Origin of the sequence: Dyella sp., assembly GCF_051962475.1 — a bacterium.
In the GTDB taxonomy this organism is placed as follows: domain Bacteria; phylum Pseudomonadota; class Gammaproteobacteria; order Xanthomonadales; family Rhodanobacteraceae; genus Dyella_A.
This window is the reverse complement of the sequence record NZ_JBQCCF010000021.1, coordinates 1-21,331: the sequence shown is the minus strand read 5'-3', so window position 1 is coordinate 21,331 and position 21,331 is coordinate 1. Positions and strand designations below refer to the sequence as shown.

At 67.8% G+C, this 21,331-nt stretch carries 19 protein-coding genes; 7 read left to right on the top strand and 12 right to left on the bottom strand.

Annotated features, from left to right (window positions below; genetic code table 11):
- Positions 1-111: 111 nt before the first annotated feature.
- Together ACTHJF_RS05020 and ACTHJF_RS05015 are read right to left on the bottom strand one after the other, a co-directional pair.
- Positions 112-1,779 (bottom strand): amidohydrolase, encoded by a 1,668-nt coding sequence (locus ACTHJF_RS05020; RefSeq protein ID WP_440266143.1) that lies wholly within the window; start codon positions 1,777-1,779, stop codon positions 112-114.
- Positions 1,780-1,899: 120 nt separating this feature from the next.
- Positions 1,900-2,484: an FMN-dependent NADH-azoreductase gene (locus ACTHJF_RS05015; RefSeq protein WP_440266142.1), complete on the bottom strand. Its 585-nt coding sequence runs from the start codon at positions 2,482-2,484 to the stop codon at positions 1,900-1,902.
- Positions 2,485-2,605: 121 nt separating this feature from the next.
- On the opposite strand from ACTHJF_RS05015, the gene ACTHJF_RS05010 reads away from it, so the two are divergent.
- Genes ACTHJF_RS05010 through ACTHJF_RS05000 form a run of 3 tightly spaced genes read left to right on the top strand, consistent with a single transcriptional unit; the run spans position 2,606 to position 5,572 of the window.
- The gene (locus ACTHJF_RS05010) at positions 2,606-3,577 is read left to right on the top strand and encodes a LysR substrate-binding domain-containing protein (protein ID WP_440256212.1); all 972 of its coding nucleotides are present in this window, start codon (positions 2,606-2,608) and stop codon (positions 3,575-3,577) included.
- A gap of 43 nt (positions 3,578-3,620) precedes the next feature.
- The gene (locus ACTHJF_RS05005) at positions 3,621-4,766 is read left to right on the top strand and encodes a pyridoxal phosphate-dependent aminotransferase (protein ID WP_440266141.1); all 1,146 of its coding nucleotides are present in this window, start codon (positions 3,621-3,623) and stop codon (positions 4,764-4,766) included.
- Between the two features lie 5 nt (positions 4,767-4,771).
- Positions 4,772-5,572: an amidohydrolase gene (locus tag ACTHJF_RS05000; RefSeq protein ID WP_440266151.1), complete on the top strand. Its 801-nt coding sequence runs from the start codon at positions 4,772-4,774 to the stop codon at positions 5,570-5,572.
- 150 nt (positions 5,573-5,722) lie between these two features.
- Here ACTHJF_RS05000 and ACTHJF_RS04995 read toward each other — a convergent pair whose 3' ends face one another.
- The 5 genes from ACTHJF_RS04995 to ACTHJF_RS04975 all read right to left on the bottom strand — a co-directional run bounded on the left by ACTHJF_RS04995 (position 5,723) and on the right by ACTHJF_RS04975 (position 13,252).
- Complete coding sequence (locus ACTHJF_RS04995; protein ID WP_440266140.1) at positions 5,723-7,240, bottom strand: Ppx/GppA phosphatase family protein; 1,518 nt, start codon at positions 7,238-7,240, stop codon at positions 5,723-5,725.
- A gap of 65 nt (positions 7,241-7,305) precedes the next feature.
- Positions 7,306-9,414: a polyphosphate kinase 1 gene (gene ppk1, locus ACTHJF_RS04990; RefSeq protein ID WP_440266139.1), complete on the bottom strand. Its 2,109-nt coding sequence runs from the start codon at positions 9,412-9,414 to the stop codon at positions 7,306-7,308.
- A 75-nt stretch (positions 9,415-9,489) separates the two neighbouring features.
- Complete coding sequence (phoR, locus tag ACTHJF_RS04985) at positions 9,490-10,734, bottom strand: phosphate regulon sensor histidine kinase PhoR (protein ID WP_440266138.1); 1,245 nt, start codon at positions 10,732-10,734, stop codon at positions 9,490-9,492.
- A 102-nt stretch (positions 10,735-10,836) separates the two neighbouring features.
- Positions 10,837-11,526, bottom strand: a complete 690-nt coding sequence (gene phoB, locus ACTHJF_RS04980; RefSeq protein ID WP_431637443.1) for a phosphate regulon transcriptional regulator PhoB — start codon at positions 11,524-11,526, stop codon at positions 10,837-10,839.
- Positions 11,527-11,620: 94 nt separating this feature from the next.
- Positions 11,621-13,252 carry a M48 family metalloprotease gene (locus ACTHJF_RS04975; protein WP_440266137.1) on the bottom strand — a complete coding sequence of 544 codons (1,632 nt, stop codon included), beginning with the start codon at positions 13,250-13,252 and terminating at the stop codon, positions 11,621-11,623.
- A gap of 145 nt (positions 13,253-13,397) precedes the next feature.
- Between ACTHJF_RS04975 and grxC the strand changes: the two genes are divergently transcribed.
- From grxC to ACTHJF_RS04955, 4 genes are all read left to right on the top strand, one after another.
- Positions 13,398-13,661, top strand: a complete 264-nt coding sequence (gene grxC, locus ACTHJF_RS04970) for a glutaredoxin 3 (protein ID WP_431637439.1) — start codon at positions 13,398-13,400, stop codon at positions 13,659-13,661.
- Positions 13,658-14,044 carry a carboxymuconolactone decarboxylase family protein gene (locus ACTHJF_RS04965; protein WP_431637437.1) on the top strand — a complete coding sequence of 129 codons (387 nt, stop codon included), beginning with the start codon at positions 13,658-13,660 and terminating at the stop codon, positions 14,042-14,044. Before grxC ends, ACTHJF_RS04965 begins: the two co-directional genes overlap by 4 nt.
- Positions 14,045-14,207: 163 nt before the next feature.
- Complete coding sequence (locus ACTHJF_RS04960) at positions 14,208-15,221, top strand: isocitrate dehydrogenase (protein WP_440266136.1); 1,014 nt, start codon at positions 14,208-14,210, stop codon at positions 15,219-15,221.
- Positions 15,222-15,339: 118 nt separating this feature from the next.
- Positions 15,340-16,467 (top strand): helix-turn-helix domain-containing protein, encoded by a 1,128-nt coding sequence (locus tag ACTHJF_RS04955; protein ID WP_440266135.1) that lies wholly within the window; start codon positions 15,340-15,342, stop codon positions 16,465-16,467.
- Here ACTHJF_RS04955 and ACTHJF_RS04950 read toward each other — a convergent pair.
- From ACTHJF_RS04950 to ACTHJF_RS04930, 5 genes are all read right to left on the bottom strand, one after another.
- A complete protein-coding gene (locus ACTHJF_RS04950) occupies positions 16,464-17,870 on the bottom strand; it encodes a serine hydrolase domain-containing protein (RefSeq protein ID WP_440266134.1) in 1,407 nt (468 codons plus the stop codon). The two genes, ACTHJF_RS04955 and ACTHJF_RS04950, sit on opposite strands and share 4 nt — an antisense overlap.
- Before the next feature lie 162 nt (positions 17,871-18,032).
- A complete protein-coding gene (locus ACTHJF_RS04945) occupies positions 18,033-18,494 on the bottom strand; it encodes a carboxymuconolactone decarboxylase family protein (protein WP_440266133.1) in 462 nt (153 codons plus the stop codon).
- Positions 18,495-18,529: 35 nt separating this feature from the next.
- Positions 18,530-19,435, bottom strand: coding sequence for an RNA polymerase sigma factor SigJ (gene sigJ / locus ACTHJF_RS04940; protein WP_440266132.1), 906 nt, complete (start codon positions 19,433-19,435; stop codon positions 18,530-18,532).
- A gap of 93 nt (positions 19,436-19,528) precedes the next feature.
- Positions 19,529-20,473, bottom strand: coding sequence for an aspartyl/asparaginyl beta-hydroxylase domain-containing protein (locus tag ACTHJF_RS04935; protein ID WP_440266131.1), 945 nt, complete (start codon positions 20,471-20,473; stop codon positions 19,529-19,531).
- Positions 20,474-20,626: 153 nt separating this feature from the next.
- The coding region (locus ACTHJF_RS04930) for a PhoH family protein (RefSeq protein ID WP_440266130.1) at positions 20,627-21,331 on the bottom strand (705 nt) is incomplete at its 5' end.

The following is a 21,331-nucleotide window of genomic DNA, read 5'->3' as shown; positions in this document are numbered from 1 at the left end:
TTATGGGAAGTCAGTGCAGGGCGGGCCTACCTTGCGCGGTGCAGGCCCGCGGGATACCAACTTATGCGTGGCAGTGGGTGACCCCGGGCAGCGCCAGGATCACCCAACGGCTTATTCGGCTGTGTACACCTGCTTGCCGCCGACCCAGGTCTGCAGCACGCGGGTCTTCCAGATGTCGGCCGGCGGGCCGGCGATGATGTCGCGGTCGATCAGGATGAAGTCGGCCCACTTGCCCGGCTCGAGCGTACCGAGTGTCTTCTCGGCGTGCTCGGCGTAGGCGGCGTCCAGGGTGAACGCGCGCAGCGCTTCGGTCATCGTCATCGCCTGCTGCGGGTACCACCCACCTGGCGGCTGGCCCTGGTGATCCTGCCGAGTCACCGCGGAGTACAGGCCGAAGAACGGGTTGGGCGATTCCACCGGGAAGTCCGAGCCACCGGCAATCACCGTGCCCTGGTCGAGGAAGGTCCGCCACGCGTAGGCGCCGGCCATGCGGTCGTGGCCGATCCGCGCCTCGGCCATGTTCATGTCCGAGGTGGCGTGGGTGGGCTGCATCGAGGCAATCAGATCCAACTGCTTGAAGCGCGGGATGTCGCTCACCGCCACGATCTGCGCGTGCTCGACGCGGTTGCGGAAGGCCTTCGCTTCCGGATGCACCTTGTAGGCGGCGGCGTAGCTGTCGAGCACCTCACGGTTGGCGGCATCGCCGATGGCGTGGATGCACACCTGGTAGCCCTTGCCGAAGGCCTTCTCGATCATCGCGGTGAGCTGCGGCTGCGGCTGAAACAGCAGGCCGCGGTTATGCGAATCGTCGGAGTAGGGCGACAGCAGCGCCGCGCCGCGGCTGCCCAGCGCGCCGTCGGCGTAGAGCTTGACCGCGCGCACGCTGAGGAAGTCGTTGCCGTAGCCGACCAGCGGTCCGCCCTGGCTGATCGTGTCGAAGTCGGTGCCGGTGTTGTGGATCATCGCGTAGATGCGCGCGGTGAGCTTGTGCTGGTCCGCGTAACGGCGATAGAGCCGATAGGTGGCGGTGTCGATACCCGGGTCGCCCACGCCGGTGAGGCCCACCTTGGCCATCTCGGCCAGTGCGGCGTCCAGCGCTGCCGTGCGCTGTGCCGACGTCGGTTCCGGCACCTTGGCGCTGACCAGATCGGTGGCGCCGTCGACGAACACGCCGGCCGGGTTGCCCTTGGCGTCGCGCTCGATGCGCCCACCCTTCGGGTCGGCGGTTTTCGCGGTGACGCCGGCGAGGCGGATCGCCGCGCTGTTGGCCCAGGCGGCGTGGCCGTCCACACGGCTCAGCCACACCGGGCGCTTGGCCACTACGGCATCCAGTTCCTTGGCCGTGGGGAAGCGGCCGAGCTTCCATATCTCCTGGTTCCAGCCACCGCCGATGATCCATGGCGCGTCGGGGTGTGCCTCGGCATACGTCTTGATTCGCGCCAGCGCCTCATCCAGCGAGCGGGTGCCGGTGAGATCGACCTGGGTGCTGTAGTAGCCCAGCTCCATCACGTGGCCGTGGGCGTCGATCAGGCCGGGCAGCAGGGTGCGGCCGCCGCCGTCGATGACGCGTGCCGCGCCGGCCCTTGGCTGTAGCGCGGCGAGCTGGCCGGTGGCTTCCACCTTGCCGTGATCGACCAGCAGCGCATCGAAGCGTTGCAGCTGGCCGTGGCTGTCCAGCGTGTAGCCGTTGACGTTCTTCACCAGCAGATCGGCAGCCATGGCCGGAGCAGCCAGCCCCAGCATCATCGGCAGCGCCAGGCGCAGCATCATCGGCTTCATTCGCGTCATCCCCATCGGCCTTTGGCGGGCCGGATGCCCGCCAAAGGCCGCATTGGAGCACAGGATGGCGCGGGCTTCCGAGCGCACCCGCGATAAGCGAGATGCGCTCGGCTGTGTCGATCAGGCGGCCTTGCGCAGCGCCAACCGGCCGATCGTGGCGTGCGCCGCCTGCAGCGCGGCCTGCTTGGCATCGTCACCCATCGCCACGCCTTCGGCGCGGATGAACTCCACGTCGGTGATGCCGATGAAGCCCAGCACCGTGCGCAGGTAGGGCTCCTGGAAATCCATCGCCGCGGCCGGGCCCTCGCTGTACTTGCCGCCGCGGCTGGAGGCGATGATCACGCGCTTGCCGCCGGCCAAGCCCTCCGGCCCGTTTGGCCCGTAGCGGAAGGTGCGCCCAGCGACCAGCACGCGATCAAGCCATGCCTTGAGCTGGCTGGTGATGGCGAAGTTGTACATCGGCGCGCCGAGCACCACGATGTCGGCGTCCAGGAACTGCTGCAGCACGGCTTCGTCGCGCAGGGCGTTGTCGCTGGCCGGGTCCGGGTTCGGCAGCCAATGCGGCAGCGGCTCGGCGGCCAGGTCACGGTAGCTCACCGAGCTGGCCACGCCGTCTCGCTGCAGTTGGCCGACGATGGCGGCGGTCAGCTGGCGGGAGATGGAGTAGGTGCCCAGCGCGCTGGTATCCAGATGCAGAACGTTCATGGCGAAATCCTCGTGCTCGTGCGGTGGCCGGCAGTCCGGCGTTGCAGAGAACGATAGATTGCGAACGATAAATGGATAAGATGGGCAAATCAGGACGTATTGTCTTTTGATGGGAACAATCATGTATCCGCTCACCGGCACCCTGCAGGACCTCAACGACCTCTACTTCTTCGCCGCCGTGGTCGAGTACAGCGGCTTCTCGGCCGCCGGTCGCGCGCTGGGCATTCCCAAGTCGCGCTTGAGCAAGCGCATCGCGCAGCTGGAAGAACGCCTGGGCGTGCGGCTGCTGCAGCGGACCACCCGGCGCTTCGTGGTGACCGAGGTAGGCGAGCGCTTCTACGGGCACTGCCGCGCCGTGCTGGAGGAGGCGCGCGCCGCGCAGGATGCAGTGGACGAGTTGCGCGCCGAACCGCGCGGCGTGGTGCGGCTGAGCTGCCCGGTATCACTGACGCAGACCATGCTCGCGCAGGTGCTGCCGGACTTCCTGCTGCAGTACCCGAAGGTGCAGGTGCGGGTGGTAGCGACCAACCGCCGCGTCGATGTGATCAGCGAAGGCTTCGATGTCGCGATCCGCGTGCGCAACAAGCTAGATACCGACGCCACGCTGGTGGTGCGGAGCTTCGGCCAGTCGCGCGTGCTGCCGGTGGCGAGCCCGAAGCTGCTGGACGAGCGCGGTCGCCCGGCTACCCCGGCGGATCTCTCCGCGCTGCCGGCCTTGTCGATGAACGAGCACGACGGTGCGCAAAGCTGGGAGCTGATCGATGCCTCCGGCGAGCGCGTGGTGGTGGACATCCAGCCGCGGCTGATCTGCGGCGATTTCGCCATGCTGCTCTCCGCCGCCCAGCGCGGTGCCGGCGTGGCGATGCTGCCGGAGTTCGTCTGCGCGCCGGCGGTGGCGCGCGGCGAGCTGGAAGTGCTTCTGCCGCAGTGGAGTGCGCCGGAGGGTGTGATGCACTTTGTCTATCCGAGCCGCCGCGGCCAGCTGCCGGGCGTGCGCGCGCTGGTCGAATTCCTGGCCGATCGGCTGCCGGCGGCGTCGCGGCAGGAGAGCGATATCTGCAGCAAGCAGAAGGCGAAGACGGCCGCCGCATGACGCGTGCTAGCATCACCGTTTGGCCATCCAGACGTATAAATCCATGCAGATAAGCAGCAAGCTTCCCAGTGTCGGCACCACCATCTTCAGCGTGATGAGCCAGCTGGCAGCCGAGCACAAGGCCGTGAACCTGGGGCAGGGTTTTCCGGATTTCGAGCCGCCGCTGGCGTTGCGCGACGCGTTGACGCGCGCTATGGCCGATGGTCGCAACCAGTACGCGCCGGGCATCGGCCTGGCCAGCCTGCGCGAGGAGATCGCCCGCAAGACACAACGGCTGTACGGCCATGCGGTCAATCCGGACACCGAGGTCACCGTGACCTCCGGCGCCACCGAGGCGATCTTCGCCGCTATCGCCGCGCTGGTGCGCCAGGGCGAGGAGGTGATCGTGTTCGATCCCGCCTACGACTGCTACGAACCGGCGATCGATCTGCAGGGCGCGCGCGCAGTGCACATTCCGCTCAGCCAGCCGGATTTCTCGATCGACTGGCAGCGCGTGCGCGATGCCATCACGCCGCGCACGCGGATGATCCTGATCAACAGCCCGCACAATCCCTCCGGTGCCGTGCTCTCGGCGGCCGACCTCGACGCGCTCGCCGAGATCGTGCGCGACACCGACATCGTGGTGCTGTCCGACGAGGTGTACGAGCACATCGTGTTCGACGGCGCTGCACATCAGAGCGTGCTGCGCCACCCGGAGCTCGCCGCGCGCAGCGTGGTGGTGTCGAGCTTCGGCAAGACCTATCACTGCACCGGCTGGAAGGTCGGCTACGCGGTGGCGCCAGCCGCGTTAAGTGCAGAATTCCGTAAGGTGCACCAGTACCTCACCTTCTGCACCTTCCATCCGGCGCAGGTGGCGTTTGCCGAGTTCATGGCGAGCACGCCGGAGCACTACCTGGAGCTGCCGGCGTTCTACCAGGCCAAGCGCGACCGCTTCCGCGCGCTGCTGGCGCCGTCGCGCTTCAAGCTGCTCGACGTGCCGGGCGGCTATTTCCAGCTGGTCGACTACTCGGCGATCCGCGACGAGGACGATCTGGCCTTCTGCCAGTGGCTGGTGCGCGAGGGTGGCGTGGCGGCGATTCCGCTGACCCCGTTCTGCGCCACGCCGCCGGGCACGCGGCTGGCGCGGCTGTGCTTCGCCAAGAGCGACGCCACCATGGAAGCGGCCGCCGAGCGGCTGGTGCGCCTGTGACCACGATGCAGCCGCTCACCGTGACCCTCGTGCAGGGCGCGACGCGCTGGCACGACGCGGAGGCCAACCGCGAGTACTACGGCGCTTTGGTGCGCGCGCATGCGGGTGCCACCGACCTGTTCGTGCTGCCGGAAACCTTCCTCTCCGGCTTCAGCAACGACACGCGCGCCAGCGCCGAGACCATGGACGGCGCCGGCGTGGCCTGGCTGCGCGCGTTGGCGGGTGAGGTCGGCGCGGTGATCACCGGCAGCCTGGCGATCCGCGAGGGCAACACCGTCTACAACCGCCTGCTGTGGGCCACGCCGGATGGCGGCCTGTTGCAGTACGACAAGCGCCACCTGTTCCGCATGGCCGGCGAGCACACCCGCTATGGCGGCGGCAGCGAGCGGCTGATCGTTGAGTTGAAGGGTTGGCGCATCCTGCCGCAGGTCTGCTACGACCTGCGCTTCCCGGTGTGGCTGCGCAACCGCCGCAAGGAAGCGGCGGCCGGTGGGATGGATTACGACCTCGCGCTGTTCGTCGCCAACTGGCCGGCGCCGCGTCGCCAACCGTGGCGCACGCTGCTGCGCGCGCGCGCGATCGAGAACCTCAGCTATGTGATCGGCGTGAACCGCGTTGGCGTGGACGGCAACGATCTTCCTTATGCCGGTGACAGTGCCGTGATCGATCCGGTCGGCGAGCCGCTGGTCGAACTCGGCACGCAGGAGCAGGTAGTCACCGTGCGCATCGACCCCGCGCCGCTGCTCGTGCATCGCGAACGCTTTCCCGCGTGGATGGATGCCGACGAGTTCCAGCTGCTTCCGTAGCGGTTCTGGATACTTGCGGCCGCGCTCGGTGACGTGCAGTGGCCGAGACCGCAGCGTGGGATGTGGGTACTGCCGCGCGCTGGCGGATCAATCCTGTGATCCTTCAACCTCAAACAGTCAGCCGCCTCGGGGCGGCCTGGTTGTTTGCACTCACATTGCGCTGAGCGCCAGGGTGAAGCCAAGGTCGGTCATCGGGGCGCGTTCCTGCTCGAGATCGGCCTCGGTGAGCGGGTGCTGTTCCAGCCAGGCGGCTGGTAGCGCCAGCCGCAGGCGCTGCCGGGTAGCGGCCAGACGCATGGAGGGTAGCGACTCGGCGCGACGGGCGCGCCGAAACAGTACGGCTAGGCGCAGCAGGGCGGTGATCTGCCGGGCCAGCAGGCGGTAGCGCTGGGGCAGGGCGGAAATCAGCGCCTTCTCCGGCTTGCGCCGATGCAGTTCGACAATGGCCGCCAGCAGTTGCTGCTCCTGCCGCGAGAAGCCGGCGAGGTCGGCGTGGCGCAGGATGTAGGCGCCGTGACGATGATGCTGGCTGTGCGCGATGGCCAGGCCGATCTCGTGCACACGAGCGGCCCACGACAGCCACTCGCGGGTCTCCATGTCCAGTTTCCACTGCGGCGCGATCTGGTCGAACAGCATCAGTGCGGTGGACTCCACCCGGCGTGCCTGGGCGCGATCGACGCCATAGCGCGCAGCCAGCGCGTCGATGCTGGCGGTGCGCGGGTCGCTGCCGCCGGCGCGGCCGAGCAGATCCCACAGCAAGCCTTCGCGCATCGAGCTCTCGCAGACGCGCATGCGCTCGATGCCGAGCGCCGCGAACGCCGCCTCGAAGATCACCACGCCGCCGGCGATCACCGGTGCACGGTCCTCGCCCAGTCCGGGAAGCTTGAGTGAGCTGATCTGCCCCTGCTCCAGCAGGGCATCGCGCAGCGAGGCCAGCGACGCAGGCGTGATGCCGTCGTCGGAGAACTTCATCGCCTGCACCACCGAGCCGATCGCCTTGGCCGTGCCGGACGAGCCGAATGCCTCAGTCCAGCCGGCCTCGCGGTAGTCTTCCTCGAACTGCTGCATCAGCAAACCGATTTCGCCGCGCGCCTTCTGCCATCGCTTGCGATTGAGCTTGCCGCCGGGGAAGAAGCGCAGCGTGGAGGCGATGCAGCCCACCTGCACGCTCTCGGTGTGCAGCGGCGCCACGCCACGACCGATGATGAATTCCGTACTGCCGCCACCCACGTCGATCACCAGCCGCGGCTCGCGCGAGGCGGGCAGGTCGTGCGCGGCACCGAGGAAGATCAGGCGACCTTCCTCCCGGCCCGACACGACTTCCACCGGATGCCCCAGCGCACTCTCGGCCGCGGTGAGGAAGGCCTGGGGCGAAGCCAGGCGGCGCACCGTATTGGTAGCCACCGCGCGCACATGCAATGAGGGCAGACCGGCCAAGCGCTGGCCGAAGCGTTTGAGGCAGTTGAGGGCGCGGGCGCGATGCTCGGCGTCCAGCGTGCCGTCGCTGCGCAGGCCGGCGGCCATGCGCACCGTGTCACGCAGACGGTCGATCACCCTTGGTTCGCCGTGCTCGACGCGCGCGACCACCATGTGGAAGCTGTTCGAACCCATGTCCACGGCGGCGATCAGCTCGCCATCGCGGATCGGCACGTGATCGGCCAGCGTCATGCGCGGCATCCGGTGGCGCAGCGGCTGCAGCGGTAAGACGGAAGAAAAGGCATGCAGGTCGTCCCTTACTTGGCAGTCGATGCGCAGAGCTTGTCGAGCAGCGTCTGCTGGGCGTTGTGCGCAGGCGCGTCGCCCGGCGTCGCGCGGGCGTAGCGACCGTTGCTGCCGAGCAGCCAGGCCTGGGTGTTGTCCGCCAGCGTGTTGGCCAGCGTCTCGTCGAACACGCGCGCGGCCAGCTCGGGATCGAGGATGGGAAACGCCACCTCGATGCGCCGCATCAGGTTGCGCTCCATCCAGTCGGCGCTGGCGCAATAGATCTCCGGCTCGCCGTCATTGGCGAACCAGTACACGCGGCTGTGCTCGAGGAAACGTCCCACTATCGAGCGCACCCGGATGCGTTCGGAGATGCCGGGTAGGCCGGGCCGCAGCGTACAGGCGCCACGCACGATCAGGTCGATCTCCACGCCCGCCTGCGAGGCGCGGTACAGCGCCTCGATCACGTGCGATTCGTTCAGCGCATTGAGCTTGGCCACGATGCGCGCGCTCTTGCCGGCCTTCGCATTGGCGGTCTCGCGCTCAATCTTCGCCACCACGCTCTTGTAAAGCGTGAACGGCGAATGCAGCAGGCGCTTGAGGCTGATCGTGGGCCCCAGGCCCGAGAGCTGCTGGAAGATCTTATGCAGGTCCTCGCCGATTTCCTCGTTCGCCGTCATCAGGCCGATGTCGGTGTAGAGCTTGCTGTTCGCCTGGTGGTAGTTGCCGGTGGACAGGTGCACGTAGCGGCGCAGGCCGTCGCCCTCGCGGCGCACGATCAACATCATCTTGGCGTGGGTCTTGAAACCGACCACGCCATAGACCACCTGCACCCCGGCCTCCTGCAGGCGCGTGGCGAGGCGGATGTTGGCCTCCTCGTCGAAGCGGGCGCGCAGCTCGATGACGACGGTGACATCCTTGCCGTTGCGCGCGGCATCCACCAGCAGGTCGACCAGCGGCGTGTCCTCGCCGGCGCGGTACAGCGTCTGCTTGATCGCCAGCACGTTCGGGTCCTGCGTGGCCTGGCGCAGCAGGTCGATCACCGCGGCGAAGCTTTCGTAGGGGTGATGCAGCAGCACGTCGCGCTGCGCGATCACCTCGAACTTGTTGCGGCTGGCCTCCATCAATGCGGGGACGCGCGGCGTGAAGCGCGGAAACTTCAGCTCCGGCCGGTCGAGCCAGTCGTAGATCAGGCCCGCGCGGATGATGTTGACCGGGCCGTCGCAGCGGTACACGTCCGCTTCGTCCAGCTCGAAGTTCTCGATCAGCATCCGGGTGATCGCCTTCGGGCAATCGGTGCCGATCTGCAGCCGCACAGGCCGGGCGTAGCCGCGGCCGACCAGTTCTTCGCTGAGCGCGCGCGCGAGGTTCTCGACCTCGGCTTCCTCCACCATCAGCTCGCTGTTGCGGGTGACGCGGAACTGGTGCGAACCGAGCACCTTGAAACCCGGAAACATCAGGTCGACGAAGGCGTGCAGTAGCTCGGCCAGGAACACGAAGTGCTCGCCTGGCCCGCTGACCTCGGCCGGCACGCGGATGATCCGCGGCAGCGAGCGCGGCGCGCGCACCAGCGCCATGTGTCCCTCGTGGCCGAACGCATCGCGGCCCTTGAGCACCACCGCGATGTTGAGCGTCTTGTTGAGGATGCGCGGGAACGGGTGGGCCGGATCCAGTCCCAGCGGCGAGAGCACCGGCAGCACCTCGTGCTCGAAGTAGCCGCGCAGCCAGGCGTGCTGGCGCTTGCTCCAGCGGCTGCGCGGCAGGATGCAGATGCCCTCCGCCTCCAGCCTTGGGCTGAGGTCGTCCTGCCAGGTGGCGTACTGCTCGGCGACCAGATCCAGCACGCGGGCGCGGATGCGCGCCAGCAGCTCGCCGGAGGGAATGCCGTCCGGCCCGGGCGAGGCCGAACCGTAATGATGGTGATGCTTGAGCATGGCCACCCGCACCTCGAAGAACTCGTCGAGGTTGTTGGCCACGATGCTCAGGTAGCGCAGGCGTTCGAGCAGGGGCACCTGCGGATCGCGCGCCATCGCCAGCACGCGGAAGTTGAACTCCAGCGCCGCCAGTTCACGGCTGAGGAAGAGCTCGGGGGCACAGGGTTCGCCCGGGGCGGGGGCGTGAGGCGTGGATGAGCGGCGCATACGGGCATTCTGTCGCATCTCACCCCCGCGCACATCCCGTCGGCACCGGGGGGACGGCCAAGGGCGGCGGCCGGTTCAGCTCTCGTCGGCGCCGGCCGGCCCGAGCAGGCGCTCGCGCCCGAAATGGCAGGAGAAGGTGGAACCCTGGCCGGGGGTGCTTTCGATCTGCAGCCGCGCCTGATGCAGGTTCAGCACGTGCTTGACGATCGACAGGCCCAGCCCGGTGCCGCCGCTGTCGCGCGAGCGGCTCGACGACACGCGGTAGAACCGCTCGGTGAGTCGCGACAGATGGCTCGCCGGAATGCCGAAGCCGGTGTCGCTGACCGAATAGACCGCGCCCTCGGGACTGCGCTGCCAGCGGATCGTGATGGTGCCGCCGGCCGGGGTGTAGCGCACGGCATTGCTGACCAGGTTGGACAGCGCACTGTGCAGGTCTTTGGGCGAGCCGAGGAGGTCGGCTTCCGCGGTGGATTCGAGCACGATCTTGTGACGCCCTTGGCTCAGCGCTTCGGCCTCCTTGCGCAGCGTGGCCAGCAGGGGCGCCATGGCGACGCGCTCGTCGGTCACGTGCTCCTGGGTCTCCAGTCGCGACAGGGTGAGCAGATCTTCGACGATCTGCCCCATGCGCTTGGATTGCGCCCGCATCTCGCCCAGCACCGGCGCCAGCTCGGGCACGTCTTCCGGATCGAGCAGTTCGAGATAGCCGTGGATCACCGTAAGCGGTGTGCGCAGCTCGTGCGATACGTTCGCAACGAAGTCTCGGCGAACCTGCTCCAGTCGCGTCAGGTCGCTGATGTCGCGCGCCAGCAGCAGGCGCTGGCGGCGGCCGAACGGCAACAGCGTGACGTTGAGGTGGCGATCGGGCCGACCTGGCGCCACGATGTCGTTGAGCGGCTCGCGGGCGCCGTCCTGCAGCCAGCCGGCGAGGTCGGAACTGCTCAGCCGCTCGTGCAGATCCGCGCCACGATCCTGCGGACGGCGCAGGCCGAGCAGATCCTCCGCGGCATGGTTGAACCAGCGCACGTGCTGCTCGTTGTCGAGCAGCACCACGGCATCGGGCAGGTTCCCGGCGGCACTGCGCAGGTCGCGCAGGCTGGAGGCGATACGGCGGGTTCGCGTCATGAAACGGTCATGCAAGGGCGGGGAGGTGGGCGATGTGGTCATCATGGCGCTGCGCAGATGACCGATCGACGACAGCAGCAAGACGATTTCCGCCGCGGCGACGACCGCGAAGCCGGCCGCGGCATGCCCACCGGCGAAGTGTCCCAGCAGTGCGCCGGCCAACAGGCCACCGCCCAGCCACGCAGCGAGAGTCGGCACGGCGGGCAAACGATGGATGCTCAAGGAGGGACGGCCCCGCGGTCATGGCGAGCCGGCAGCATCGGCAAAACCCTTCGCCCGCGCAAGCGCCCAGGTGCACGCTCAGACGCTGGCGGAGAAGCGATAGCCCGAGCCCCGCACGGTCTGCACCATGTCATCGAGCTTGAACGGTTCCAGCGTCTTGCGCAGCCGCCGGATGTGCACGTCGACGGTGCGCTCTTCGACGTACACGCTACCGCCCCACACGTGGTCGAGCAGCTGGGCGCGCGAGTAGACGCGCTCCGGGTGGGTCATGAAGAAGTACAGCAGGCGGTATTCGGTGGGCCCGATCGCCACCGGCTCGTCGCCGGCGAACACCCGATGCGCCGGGCCATCGATGCGCAGCCCACCCAGTTCGACGATGCCCGAGCCGTCGTCGCCATGGCTGCGGCGCAGCACGGCCTTGATCCGCGCGATCAGCTCGCGCGTGGAGAACGGCTTGATGACGTAGTCGTCGACGCCCGCTTCCAGCCCGTTCACTCGATCCATTTCCTCGCCGCGGGCGGTGAGCATGATGATCGGGATCTCGCGACTGAGCTCCTCCTTGCGCAGGCGCCGGGCCAGTTCCAGGCCGCTGGTGCCGGGGAGCATCCAGTCCAGCAGGATCAGGTCGGGCACCTGTTCGGCGATCGCCAGCTGCGCGGCGCGCGCGTCGGCGGCCTGGGCCGCTTCCATGCCGGCCTTGCGCAGGGCGAAGGCGACCATGTCGCGGATCGAGGCTTCGTCTTCAACGATCAGGATGCGCTTGTGCACGCTTGCATTCGCCCAGGTGTCTGTGACGGTGAGATTGCAGCGTCATTATGTTACGTCGCAATGACAGTTGTGCCGCCCGACGATGACGGCGAGGTTACTGCGCCCCTCGATCGGGGTTGTCCTCGGTCTGCACCTTGCGCTTGCGCAGCTCCAACACCAGCGGGGTCAGCTCGGCGATCCGGGCCTGGATGCGGGCGCGCGCGTAGTAGTCCAGGTCGTCGCGCTTGAGCAGGCGTTTGAGCTGCTCGAGCGCATCGAAGGGCCGTCCTGCCAGGTAACTGGCGTCGGCGTACGCCTCGCCGGCGCGCGCCTGTTGCCCGGCCTTCTCGCTGGCGCGGGCATAGGTACGGAAGATGTCCGGGTCCTCACTGGTGTCCAGCGCCGGGCGCAGCAGGGTGGCTGCCTGTTCGGCCTGCGCCTTGGACGCCGCGCCCTGGATCAACGCCTTGGCGTAGGGCAGGGTGATCGACGGGTTGCGTGGAGATTCGCCGTTCAGCACGGCGTAACGGCTCAGCGCATCGCCCCGGTCACCTTTCTGCAACAGCGCATCGGCCATCGCCAGGCGCAGGACGAGATTGTCCGGGTGGCTTGCCAGCAGCGGCGCGAGCACCTGGATCGCCTTGTCGGCACGACCGCTGCGGGTTAGTGCGAGCGCGTAGCCGTAGCGGTTGGCGGGCGTGTCGAAGTCGTGGCGAGGCAGGTTCGCCGCGTAATAGGTCGTCAGTTGCGGCGCATCGCCAGCGAGCACGCGCACGCGCTCGCGCATCAATGCGTAGGTGTCCAGTGCCGCGTCGGCGCCGCCACTGCGGACCGGCGCCAACAGCGTAGTGGGATCGCGCACGTAGGCAATCGGCGCGGTGCTGCGTGCCCACTGCTGCGGGTCGAACGTGTTGCCGCTGGGTCGCTGCTTCTGCAGTGCGATGAGCGCCCCGGCGCGCTCCTTGGCGTCGCTGATGCGGGTGGTGGTGACCGGGTGGTCCTGCAGCAGTTCCGGCACATCGTCGCCGCCGGAGCCGGCGCGCATGGTGTCGGACATGCGCTCGAAGAAGCCGGCCATCGCATTGGGGTCGAAGTCGGCCTTGGCGAGCGTCTGGATGCCCACACGGTCGGCTTCGGTCTCGTCCTTGCGGGTGAAGTTGATCTGCTTCTGCATGATTGCGCCCTGGCCACCCATCAGGATCGCGCCAGCGGCGTCTCCCGCATGCGCGCCGGCGCCTGCGGCGATGGCGCCCAGCAATACCAGAGCCATCAGTGGGGCATCCTTCTTGGACGCCTCGAACGCGCGCTGCAGGTGGTTCTGCGTGATATGGCCGATCTCGTGCGCGATCACCCCGGCCAACTCGCTCTCGCTGCGGGTGATCTGGATCAAGCCCGAATTCACTGCGATGTAGCCGCCGGGCGCGGCGAAGGCATTGATCTCTGGATCCTTCACGATGAAGAACGCGAAGTGGTCTTTCGGCTTGTCGCAGGCCGCCACCAGGCGATAACCCAGGTGGTTGATGTAGTCGTCCAGCAGCGGGTCGTCCACCACCATGTCCAGTGCGCGCATCTGCCGCAGCATGGCGCCGCCGTAATCCTGCGCTTCCTGGTTGGAGATCAGCGCGTTGGCGGAGCTGCCCAGATCGGGCAGGCGCACGTTGTCCTGCGCCCCGGCACTGAGGCAGAGGCCGGCAGCGATCAGGGTGGTGAGCAGGCGGGGAAGGGGGCGTCGTGGTGCCATGGCCATAGGTCGGCGACAATAGCACTGCGACCGCCGCGCTCGCGCCCGGTTCCAGCACCGCCCGGGCCGTCCGTTCAACCGGCGGCAGAACTTGCGAGCGGTCCGCCGCGACCCCACATCCAGCCACCTAACGGTTCCCCGGAGTCAGGTAATGCCCAAGATCGAGGTTTATTCCACCGCCTTCTGCCCTTACTGCGTGTCGGCGAAGAATCTGCTCAAGTCCAAGGGGCTGGAGTGGACGGAGGTGCGGATCGACACCGATCCGGCGCAGCGCGACGCCATGCTCGCGCGCAGCGGCGGCCGTCGCACGGTGCCGCAGATATTCATCAACGACGCTCATGTGGGCGGTTTCGACGATCTGGTCGCCGCCGACCGCAACGGCAAACTGGCCGAGCTGCTGGGAGCGGGCGCATGAGCGCGGAGAAGGATCGCCTCGCCGAGTTCACCGCGTTCCGCCAGCGCATGAACGAGCGCATCCTGGCCGAGGACAATCAGGTCGTGCGCCGCTTCTTCGCGCTGGACACGCAGACCTACAAGGCCGGCGCGCTCGACGTGAAGACCAAGGAGCTGCTTGGCCTGGTCGCCTCGATGGTGCTGCGCTGCGACGACTGCATCAGCTACCACGTGGCCCAGTGCAAGGAGGCGGGCGTGACGCGCGAGGAGTTCTTCGAGACCTTCAGCGTCGGGCTGGTGGTGGGCGGCTCGATCGTGATCCCGCACTTGCGCCGGGCGGTGGATTTCCTCGACCAGCTCGAAGGCGGCGCCAGCCAGGCCGCGGAGTGCGCCGACCACGCCTGAGCGCGTGCAGCTTTTTGGGACGCTGCGTACCAGCATTTGCATCGCCAGCGGCCGCCGATCCGGTGGCCGCTGGTGCGACCATAAGCGATAATTCGGCGGTTATAAGGCCTCGATCTCCCCATCGTGCGCCTTCCCCCGGAAACGCACCCCAAGGAGCATCCCCATGAGCAAGACCATTGCCGTGATCCCCGGCGACGGCATCGGCCCGGAAATCATGACCGCCACGCTGCACGTGCTCGACGCGCTCGACTGCGGCCTGGAGTACGACTTCGCCGAGGCGGGCATGGTCGCGCTGGACAAGTGCGGCGACCTGCTGCCGAAGGAGACGCTGGACAAAATCGCCCAGCACAAGGTGGCGCTCAAGGGCCCGCTGACCACGCCGATAGGCGGCGGCTTCACCTCCATCAACGTCACCCTGCGCCGCCACTTCGACCTGTACGCCAACGTGCGTCCGGCGATCAGCTTCCCGGGCACCAAGTCGCGCTTCGAGAACATCGACATCATCACCGTGCGCGAGAACACCGAGGGCGCCTACCTGGCCGAGGGCCAGACGCTGTCCGAGGACGGCGAGGTGGCGCAGTCGATCATCCGCAACACCCGCAAGGGCAGCACCCGCATCGTGCGCTACGCCTTCGAGATGGCGGTGAAGAAGGGCCGCAAGAAGGTCACCGCGGTGCACAAGGCCAACATCATGAAGACCAGCTCCGGGCTGTTCCTCAACGTGGCCCGCGAGATTGCCAAGGAATACCCGCAGATCGAGTTCAACGAGATGATCGTGGACAACACCTGCATGCAGCTGGTGATGCGCCCCGAGCAGTTCGACGTGATCGTCACCACCAACCTGTTCGGCGACATCCTCTCCGATCTGTGCGCCGGCCTGGTCGGCGGCCTGGGGTTGGCCCCGGGCGACAACATCGGCGAGCACGCGGCGATCTTCGAGGCGGTACACGGCTCGGCGCCGGACATCGCCGGCAAGGGCATCGCCAACCCCTGCGCGCTGTTGCTGGCCGCGGCCGACATGCTCGACCACCTGGGCATGGTGGAGAAGGGCACCAAGCTGCGCCAGGCGATCCGCGACACCATGACCAACGACCGCGACAGCGTGACGCCGGACCTCGGCGGCAAGGGTTCGACCGAAAGCTTCGGCGAGGCGATCGCCCGGCGCGTTGCTGCCTGATCGGCGTTCGCTCGACCGATCGTGACACCGAGGGCCGCGGCACAGCCGCGGCCCGTTTGTTTGGGCGCGTAGCGGCCAGCGGCTAGGATCATCGTCTCGACCGCGCTACCGGCCCCCGATGCTTTTCTCCCTCTGGACCTTCGTCTACATCGCCGCTGCCGTACAGGCCGGGCTGCTGGGCCTGGCGCTGTGGCGACGCGCCGCCAACCGCGAGGCCAATCGCCTGCTCGCCGTGTGGGTGGGGCTGACCGGGATCGACCTGGCGGTGAAGGCGATGTTCTGGCATCTGCTCACGCCGGAGTGGTTCCGCGCCTATCGTTTCGTAGCGCTGTTTCCATTTCTCTACGGCAGCCTGTTCTACCTGTACGTGCGCGCGCTGACCCAGGGGCGCGCCTTCCGCCCACGTGACGCCGTGCATCTGGCCGGCTTTGTCGTGATGCTGGCGATCAACAGCTACGTGCTGACCATGGACGAGGCGGGGCTAGGGGCGATGGCGGCACGCTGGCTGGCCGGCGAGCGCACGATCGGCGCGTGGTTCGACCTGCCGCTGTTTCTCTACAGCGTGTCTTATGTGGTCGCAGCGCTGGTACTGGTCCGTACGTATCGGCGACGTCTGCGCCAGCGCCGCTCCGATGCCGACCGCCTGTCACTGCGTTGGATCAACGCGATGGCCGGGTTCCAGATCGCCATCTGGTGCCTGGCGATCGTGCAGGCGCTGTTCTATCTGCCGGTTCTCAACTACGGCCTGCTGTTCGGCCTGATCGCGGCCTGGGTCTGCGTGGTAGGTTGGTTCAGCCTCGGCCAGCCGCCGGTGCAGGACGAGCCGGCATCCGCGCAGATCGCGGCCGCGGACGACGACGCGCCTACGCCCATCGATTCCTCGCGATACGCGGAGGTGGAGGCACGGCTGGCGCAGCTGATGGCAGGCGAAACGCCGCTGTATCTGGAGCCGGCGCTGACCATCGGGCAGGTCGCGCGGCGCAGCGGCTATCCCGAGTATCTGGTCTCCGCCGTGATCAATCGCCGCCTCGGCGGCAGTTTCTGGGACTACGTCAACCGCCTGCGGGTGGAGGCGGTGCGGGAGCGGCTGGGCGATCCGGCCGAGACGCGCACGATCCTCGACCTGGCCTATGCCTGCGGGTTTACCTCCAAGTCCACCTTCAATGCCGCCTTCAAGCGGCAGGTGGGCGAGACGCCGAGCGGTTACCGCCGACGTCTCGCTGCCGCCACCGGCTCGATGGCCTAGGTGCCCGCGGTCGGTTGTCGGTGCAACGCGTCGATGATCGCCGCGGTGGCGTCGCCGACGCCGGTGCTGCCGCCCTGCACGGACAACCCCAGCCGGACCACCACCAGACGCTCGGATGGCACGATGATGATGTACTGGCCAAAGGCGCCACGCGCGTAGAACATGTCCTTCGGCAGCTGCGGCATCCCCCACGGCGCATCCCAGACCGGCACGCTGCCTTCGTTGCGAAGGTTGGTCCAGAAGCCGGCGCCGTAGCCGGTATCCAGGGTCTGCGACGCGCTGTAGGCGGCCCACCCGGTAGGCAGGATGCGCCGGCCAGCGACCACGCCGTCGTCCAGATAGAGCTGCCCGAAGCGCGCGAAGTCGCGGGCGGAGGCGTACATGAAGCCCGATCCGAGCAGGGTGCCGGCAGCATCGGTCTCGATCACCGAGTGATGCATGCCCAGCGGCTCGAACAGCTCGCGCCGGGCGAAGGTTTCGGCGCCGATGGCGCCAGGGCCGCTCGCGTCGCCGACCAGCTTCGACAGCAGTGCGAAGCTGAGATTGCTGTAGCCCCAGGCGGTGCCGGGGGGATGCGCCAGCGGCATGCGCGCGGCATAGGCGGCCGAGTCGCTCTCGCGGAACCACATGTGGGTGGCCAGGTTCACCGGGCCTGCGGTCTCGTCGAAGGGCAGGCCGCTGTCCATCCGCAGCAGCTGGTTCACGGTGATCGGGTGGTGCGGATCGCCGGAGGCTGTCCACGCGGCGAGCGGCGCAGGCCCATCCAGCTGCAGCCGACCCTGGCGCACCAGGATGCCTATCAGCGCCTGGGTGATCGACTTGGTCACCGAGTGTCCCCAGATCGGCGTTTCCGGCCCGTAGCCCGGCGCATAGCGCTCGGCGATTAACCGGCCGTCGTGCAACACCACCATTGCCTTGGTCAGGCGCGGATGCGCCGGGTCCGGTTCGGCGAAGGCGAGGTCGAGCGCGTGACGCAACGCCGGATCGGCCGGCGCGACGACGCGTGGTCCAAAGGCATCGGCGATCGCGGGGCGCTTGATCCCGCCGGCCTCGGGCACCGGACCATGGCCATGCATGACCACGCAGCCCAGGCCGGGCCGGTACACTGCCCGCGCCGGGAACAGGCCGAGCACGCTGCTGCGCACCTCGCCGCGAAAGTGGTCGACGGTGTAGCGCACCGCCCAGTCGATGCCGCCCAGCAACGGTCGTTGCTCCTGAGCAAAGACCTGATCGGGATCGACCCGCGAGACGAAGGCCGCCGCGCACAGCGAGTCGCTGACCGACGCGGCGGCCACATGCAAGGCCTCGCGGTTCAGCCCGATGAAGGCCGCTGCCGCGGCAAGCAGCGAGATGGACAGAAGCGCGACTGGCCGACGCCAGCCGATGGACGAAAGACGAAACATGAGCCCCTCCTTAAGGTGTGAACGAGGGGCGCAGGATGGTGCGACGCGTGCGCCGGATCGTCCGATCCGGCCGATTCGTACGGCCGGGCGCCGATTCGGGACACTCGTACCGTTACCCCGCACGTCCCCGGCCAGCCTGGCGGAGACGTGCGGCCGGGGCGCTCAGCCGTGCGTGCCGGCCCGGTAGCTGCCGCCGATGGTGCGTGCGGCGACGTTGATCCGGTTCCAGCTGTTGATGGCGACCACCAGCAGCGTCAGGTCGACCAGCGCCTCCTCGTCAAAGTGCTGGCGAGCCTGCTCGTGGAGTGCGTCCGATACCGCCTCGGGCGAGGCCAGCTTGGTCAGTTCCTCGGCCCAGGTCAGCGCGAGGCGTTCGCGCTCGCTGTACAGCCGGGTTTCGCGCCAGGCCGGGAGCAGGTGGAGTCGCTGCTCGGTTTCACCGGCCGCGCGCGCATCCTTGCTGTGCATGTCCAGGCAAAAGGCGCAGCCATTGATCTGCGAAACGCGCATCTGCACCAGCTCGATCAGGGCCGGCTCCAGCCTGCCGGCAGTACGGATGTTCTGACCGAGGGTGACCAGCGGCTGCATGGAGGCATAGTGGCGTTGGATGGCAAAACGGGTCATGCAAGGCTCCTTGGAGTGCAGCCGACATCGGCCGCTCAGGACAAGGACGTCGGAGCCCTGGTTTTCGTGACCGCTTGCAGCCGCGCCAGTTTGTCGGGGTGGCGCAGCGCATGCACCGCGGCGATGTGTTCACCGTCCTCGTCGATTTCGACCCACAGCGCCGTGCCCAGCCGGTCGCCCTCATGGATCAGCAAGGCCGGAGCGCCGTTGAGCATGGCCAGCTCGAAGCGGATCGCTCGCCCCGACAACTGGCCGGCCACCTGCTGATACAGCCGGGCCAGCCGCTCGGCGCCGTGCAGCGGCCGCAGCGCCGCGCGCACCACGCCGCCGCCATCGCTGATGTGCACCGCATCTTCCGCAAACAGCGCGCGCAGCGAAGCCAGATCGGGGCGCTGCATGGCCGCGACGAAGCGTTGCAGCAGGCGACGCTGCGTGCCCGCATCCACGCGGAAGCGCGGGCGCCCCTCGCGAAGTCGCGTGCGGGCCCGATGCACGCGCTGCCGGCAGGCGTCCTCGGCAATGCCGAGGATGGCCGCGGCCTCGGCGTGACGGTAGTCGAACACCTCGGTGAGCAGAAAGGCGGCCCGCTCTTCCGGGCTCAGCCGCTCGAGCAGCAGCAGGAACGACAGGCTCAGCGTCTCGCTCCGCTCCGCTTCAGCCTCGGGGCGCTCGGCGTCCGTCGGCATCGGCTCGGGCAACCACGGCCCGGTGTAGTGCTCGCGCTCGGTCCTGGCCCGGCGCAGGCGATCCAGGGCGAGGCGGGTGGTCACCGTCACCAGCCATGCCTCCGGATCGTCGAGCCGATCGGTTTCCTGCGCGTGCCAGCGCAGCCAGGCGTCATGCAGAACGTCTTCGGCGTCCGCGGGGCTGCCAAGCATGCGGTAAGCCAGGCCGAACAGCCGCGGGCGGTGGTGCTGGAACAGGGCGGTGCGCGAATCCATCACACAGACTCCGGTGGGATGTCTCAAGGACGCACGGCGTCCGTCAAACGTGACGATCCGCCCGCGGCCGTGGCGGTACAGCGGATCGGGCGTTCAGCGCACCAGCGGCCAGGGCGCCAGAAAGATCAGCCAGATCAGCACCAGCATTCCGGTGTACTTCAGCGCGCGGAACAGCTTCGGATGCTTCTTCTTGAAGGCGCGGTTCCGCTCGCGGCTGCGCTGGTTGAGCGCAAACACGCGGTTGACGAAGCCGGTCTTCTCTTCCGGCGACTCGGTGTTCGGCGAAGCGGTGATCTTGCCCATGAAGGCGCCGACGCGACGGTTGAACGCGGTCATCCAACGTGTGCGCAGCGGGCGTTCCACATCGGCGAACAGGATCACCCGGGTCTGGTCGGTCCGGTTCTCCGCCCAGTGCACGAAGGTCTCGTCGAACACCACGTCCTTGCCGTCGCCCCAGGCGTGCATTTCGCCGTCGACGAAGATGCGGCAGTCGTCGGAATTGGGCGTGATCAGGCCCAGGTGGTAGCGCAGCGAGCCGGCGAAGGGGTCGCGGTGCGGGTTGAGCTTGGAGCCGGGCGGCAGCAGCGCGAACATCGCTGCCTTGACACTGGGGATGCTGTTGAGCAGACGCACCGTCTGCGGGCACAGCGCCTCGGCCGAGGCCAGCGGCTCGCCGTACCACTTGAGGTAGAAGCGCTTCCAACCCTGCTTGAAGAAACTGTTGAAGCTGGCGTCGTTGTGCTTCTCCGCCGCGCGAATATGTCCTTCGTCGAACAGCGACAAGGCCTCGGCGCGGATCGCCTGCCAGTTGGCCTGCAGCAGGTCGAGTTGCGGGAAGCCACGACGATCGAGGATCGGACGCGCTGGCACCGCCGAGAACGCGTACATCAGCAGGTTGTACGGGGCGAAGATCGCCGAGTGGTCGACCAGCTGACGATCGAAACGCAGCCGGGCCCGACCGCGCAGGTGCACCAGCAGCACGCACAGCGCAAACAGCGTAAACAGCAACAACAGGACAAGCCGCGGGGCGAGGATCATGGCGCAACGATCGATGGGAGACCCGCCAATTCTACGCCGCCCCTTCCCCCATGCGGTGCCCACCGGTAGGAGCCCGCTTGCGGGCGATGCTTTTCGCTTTGATGTCGATTCAGAGCAAAGGCATCGCCCGCGAGCGGGCTCCTACAAGGGGAGTTAAAGGGCCTCGGAGGCGAAATCGGCCAGGCGCGAGCGCTCGCCGCGGCGCAGTGTGATGTGCGCCGAGTGCGCCCAGTGCTTGAAGCGGTCCACAGCGTAGGTGAGGCCGGAGGTGGTTTCGGTGAGATAGGGCGTGTCGATCTGCTCCACGTTGCCCAGGCAGATGATCTTGGTGCCGGGGCCGGCCCGGGTGATCAGCGTCTTCATCTGCTTAGGGCTCAGGTTCTGCGCCTCGTCGATGATCAGGAACTTGTTGATGAACGTGCGCCCGCGCATGAAGTTCAGGCTCTTGACCTTGATTCGCGAGCGGATCAAATCGCGCGTCGCCGCGCGGCCCCAGTCGCCGCTTTCGTCGTCGGTCTTGTTCAGCACGTCGAGGTTGTCCTCGAGCGCGCCCATCCACGGGTTCATCTTCTCTTCCTCGGTGCCGGGCAGGAAGCCGATGTCCTCGCCGACGGGCACCGTGACACGCGTCATGATGATCTCGGAATACACCTTGAACTCGAGCGTGAGCATGAGGCCCGCCGCAAGCGTCAGCAGCGTCTTGCCGGTCCCGGCCTGGCCGAGCAGCGTGACGAAATCGATGTCGGGGTTCATCAGCAGGTTGAGCGCGAAATTCTGCTCGCGGTTGCGCGCGACGATGCCCCAGACGTTGTTTTTCTGATGCGAGTAGTCCTTGAGCGTCGAGAGCATCGCGGTCTT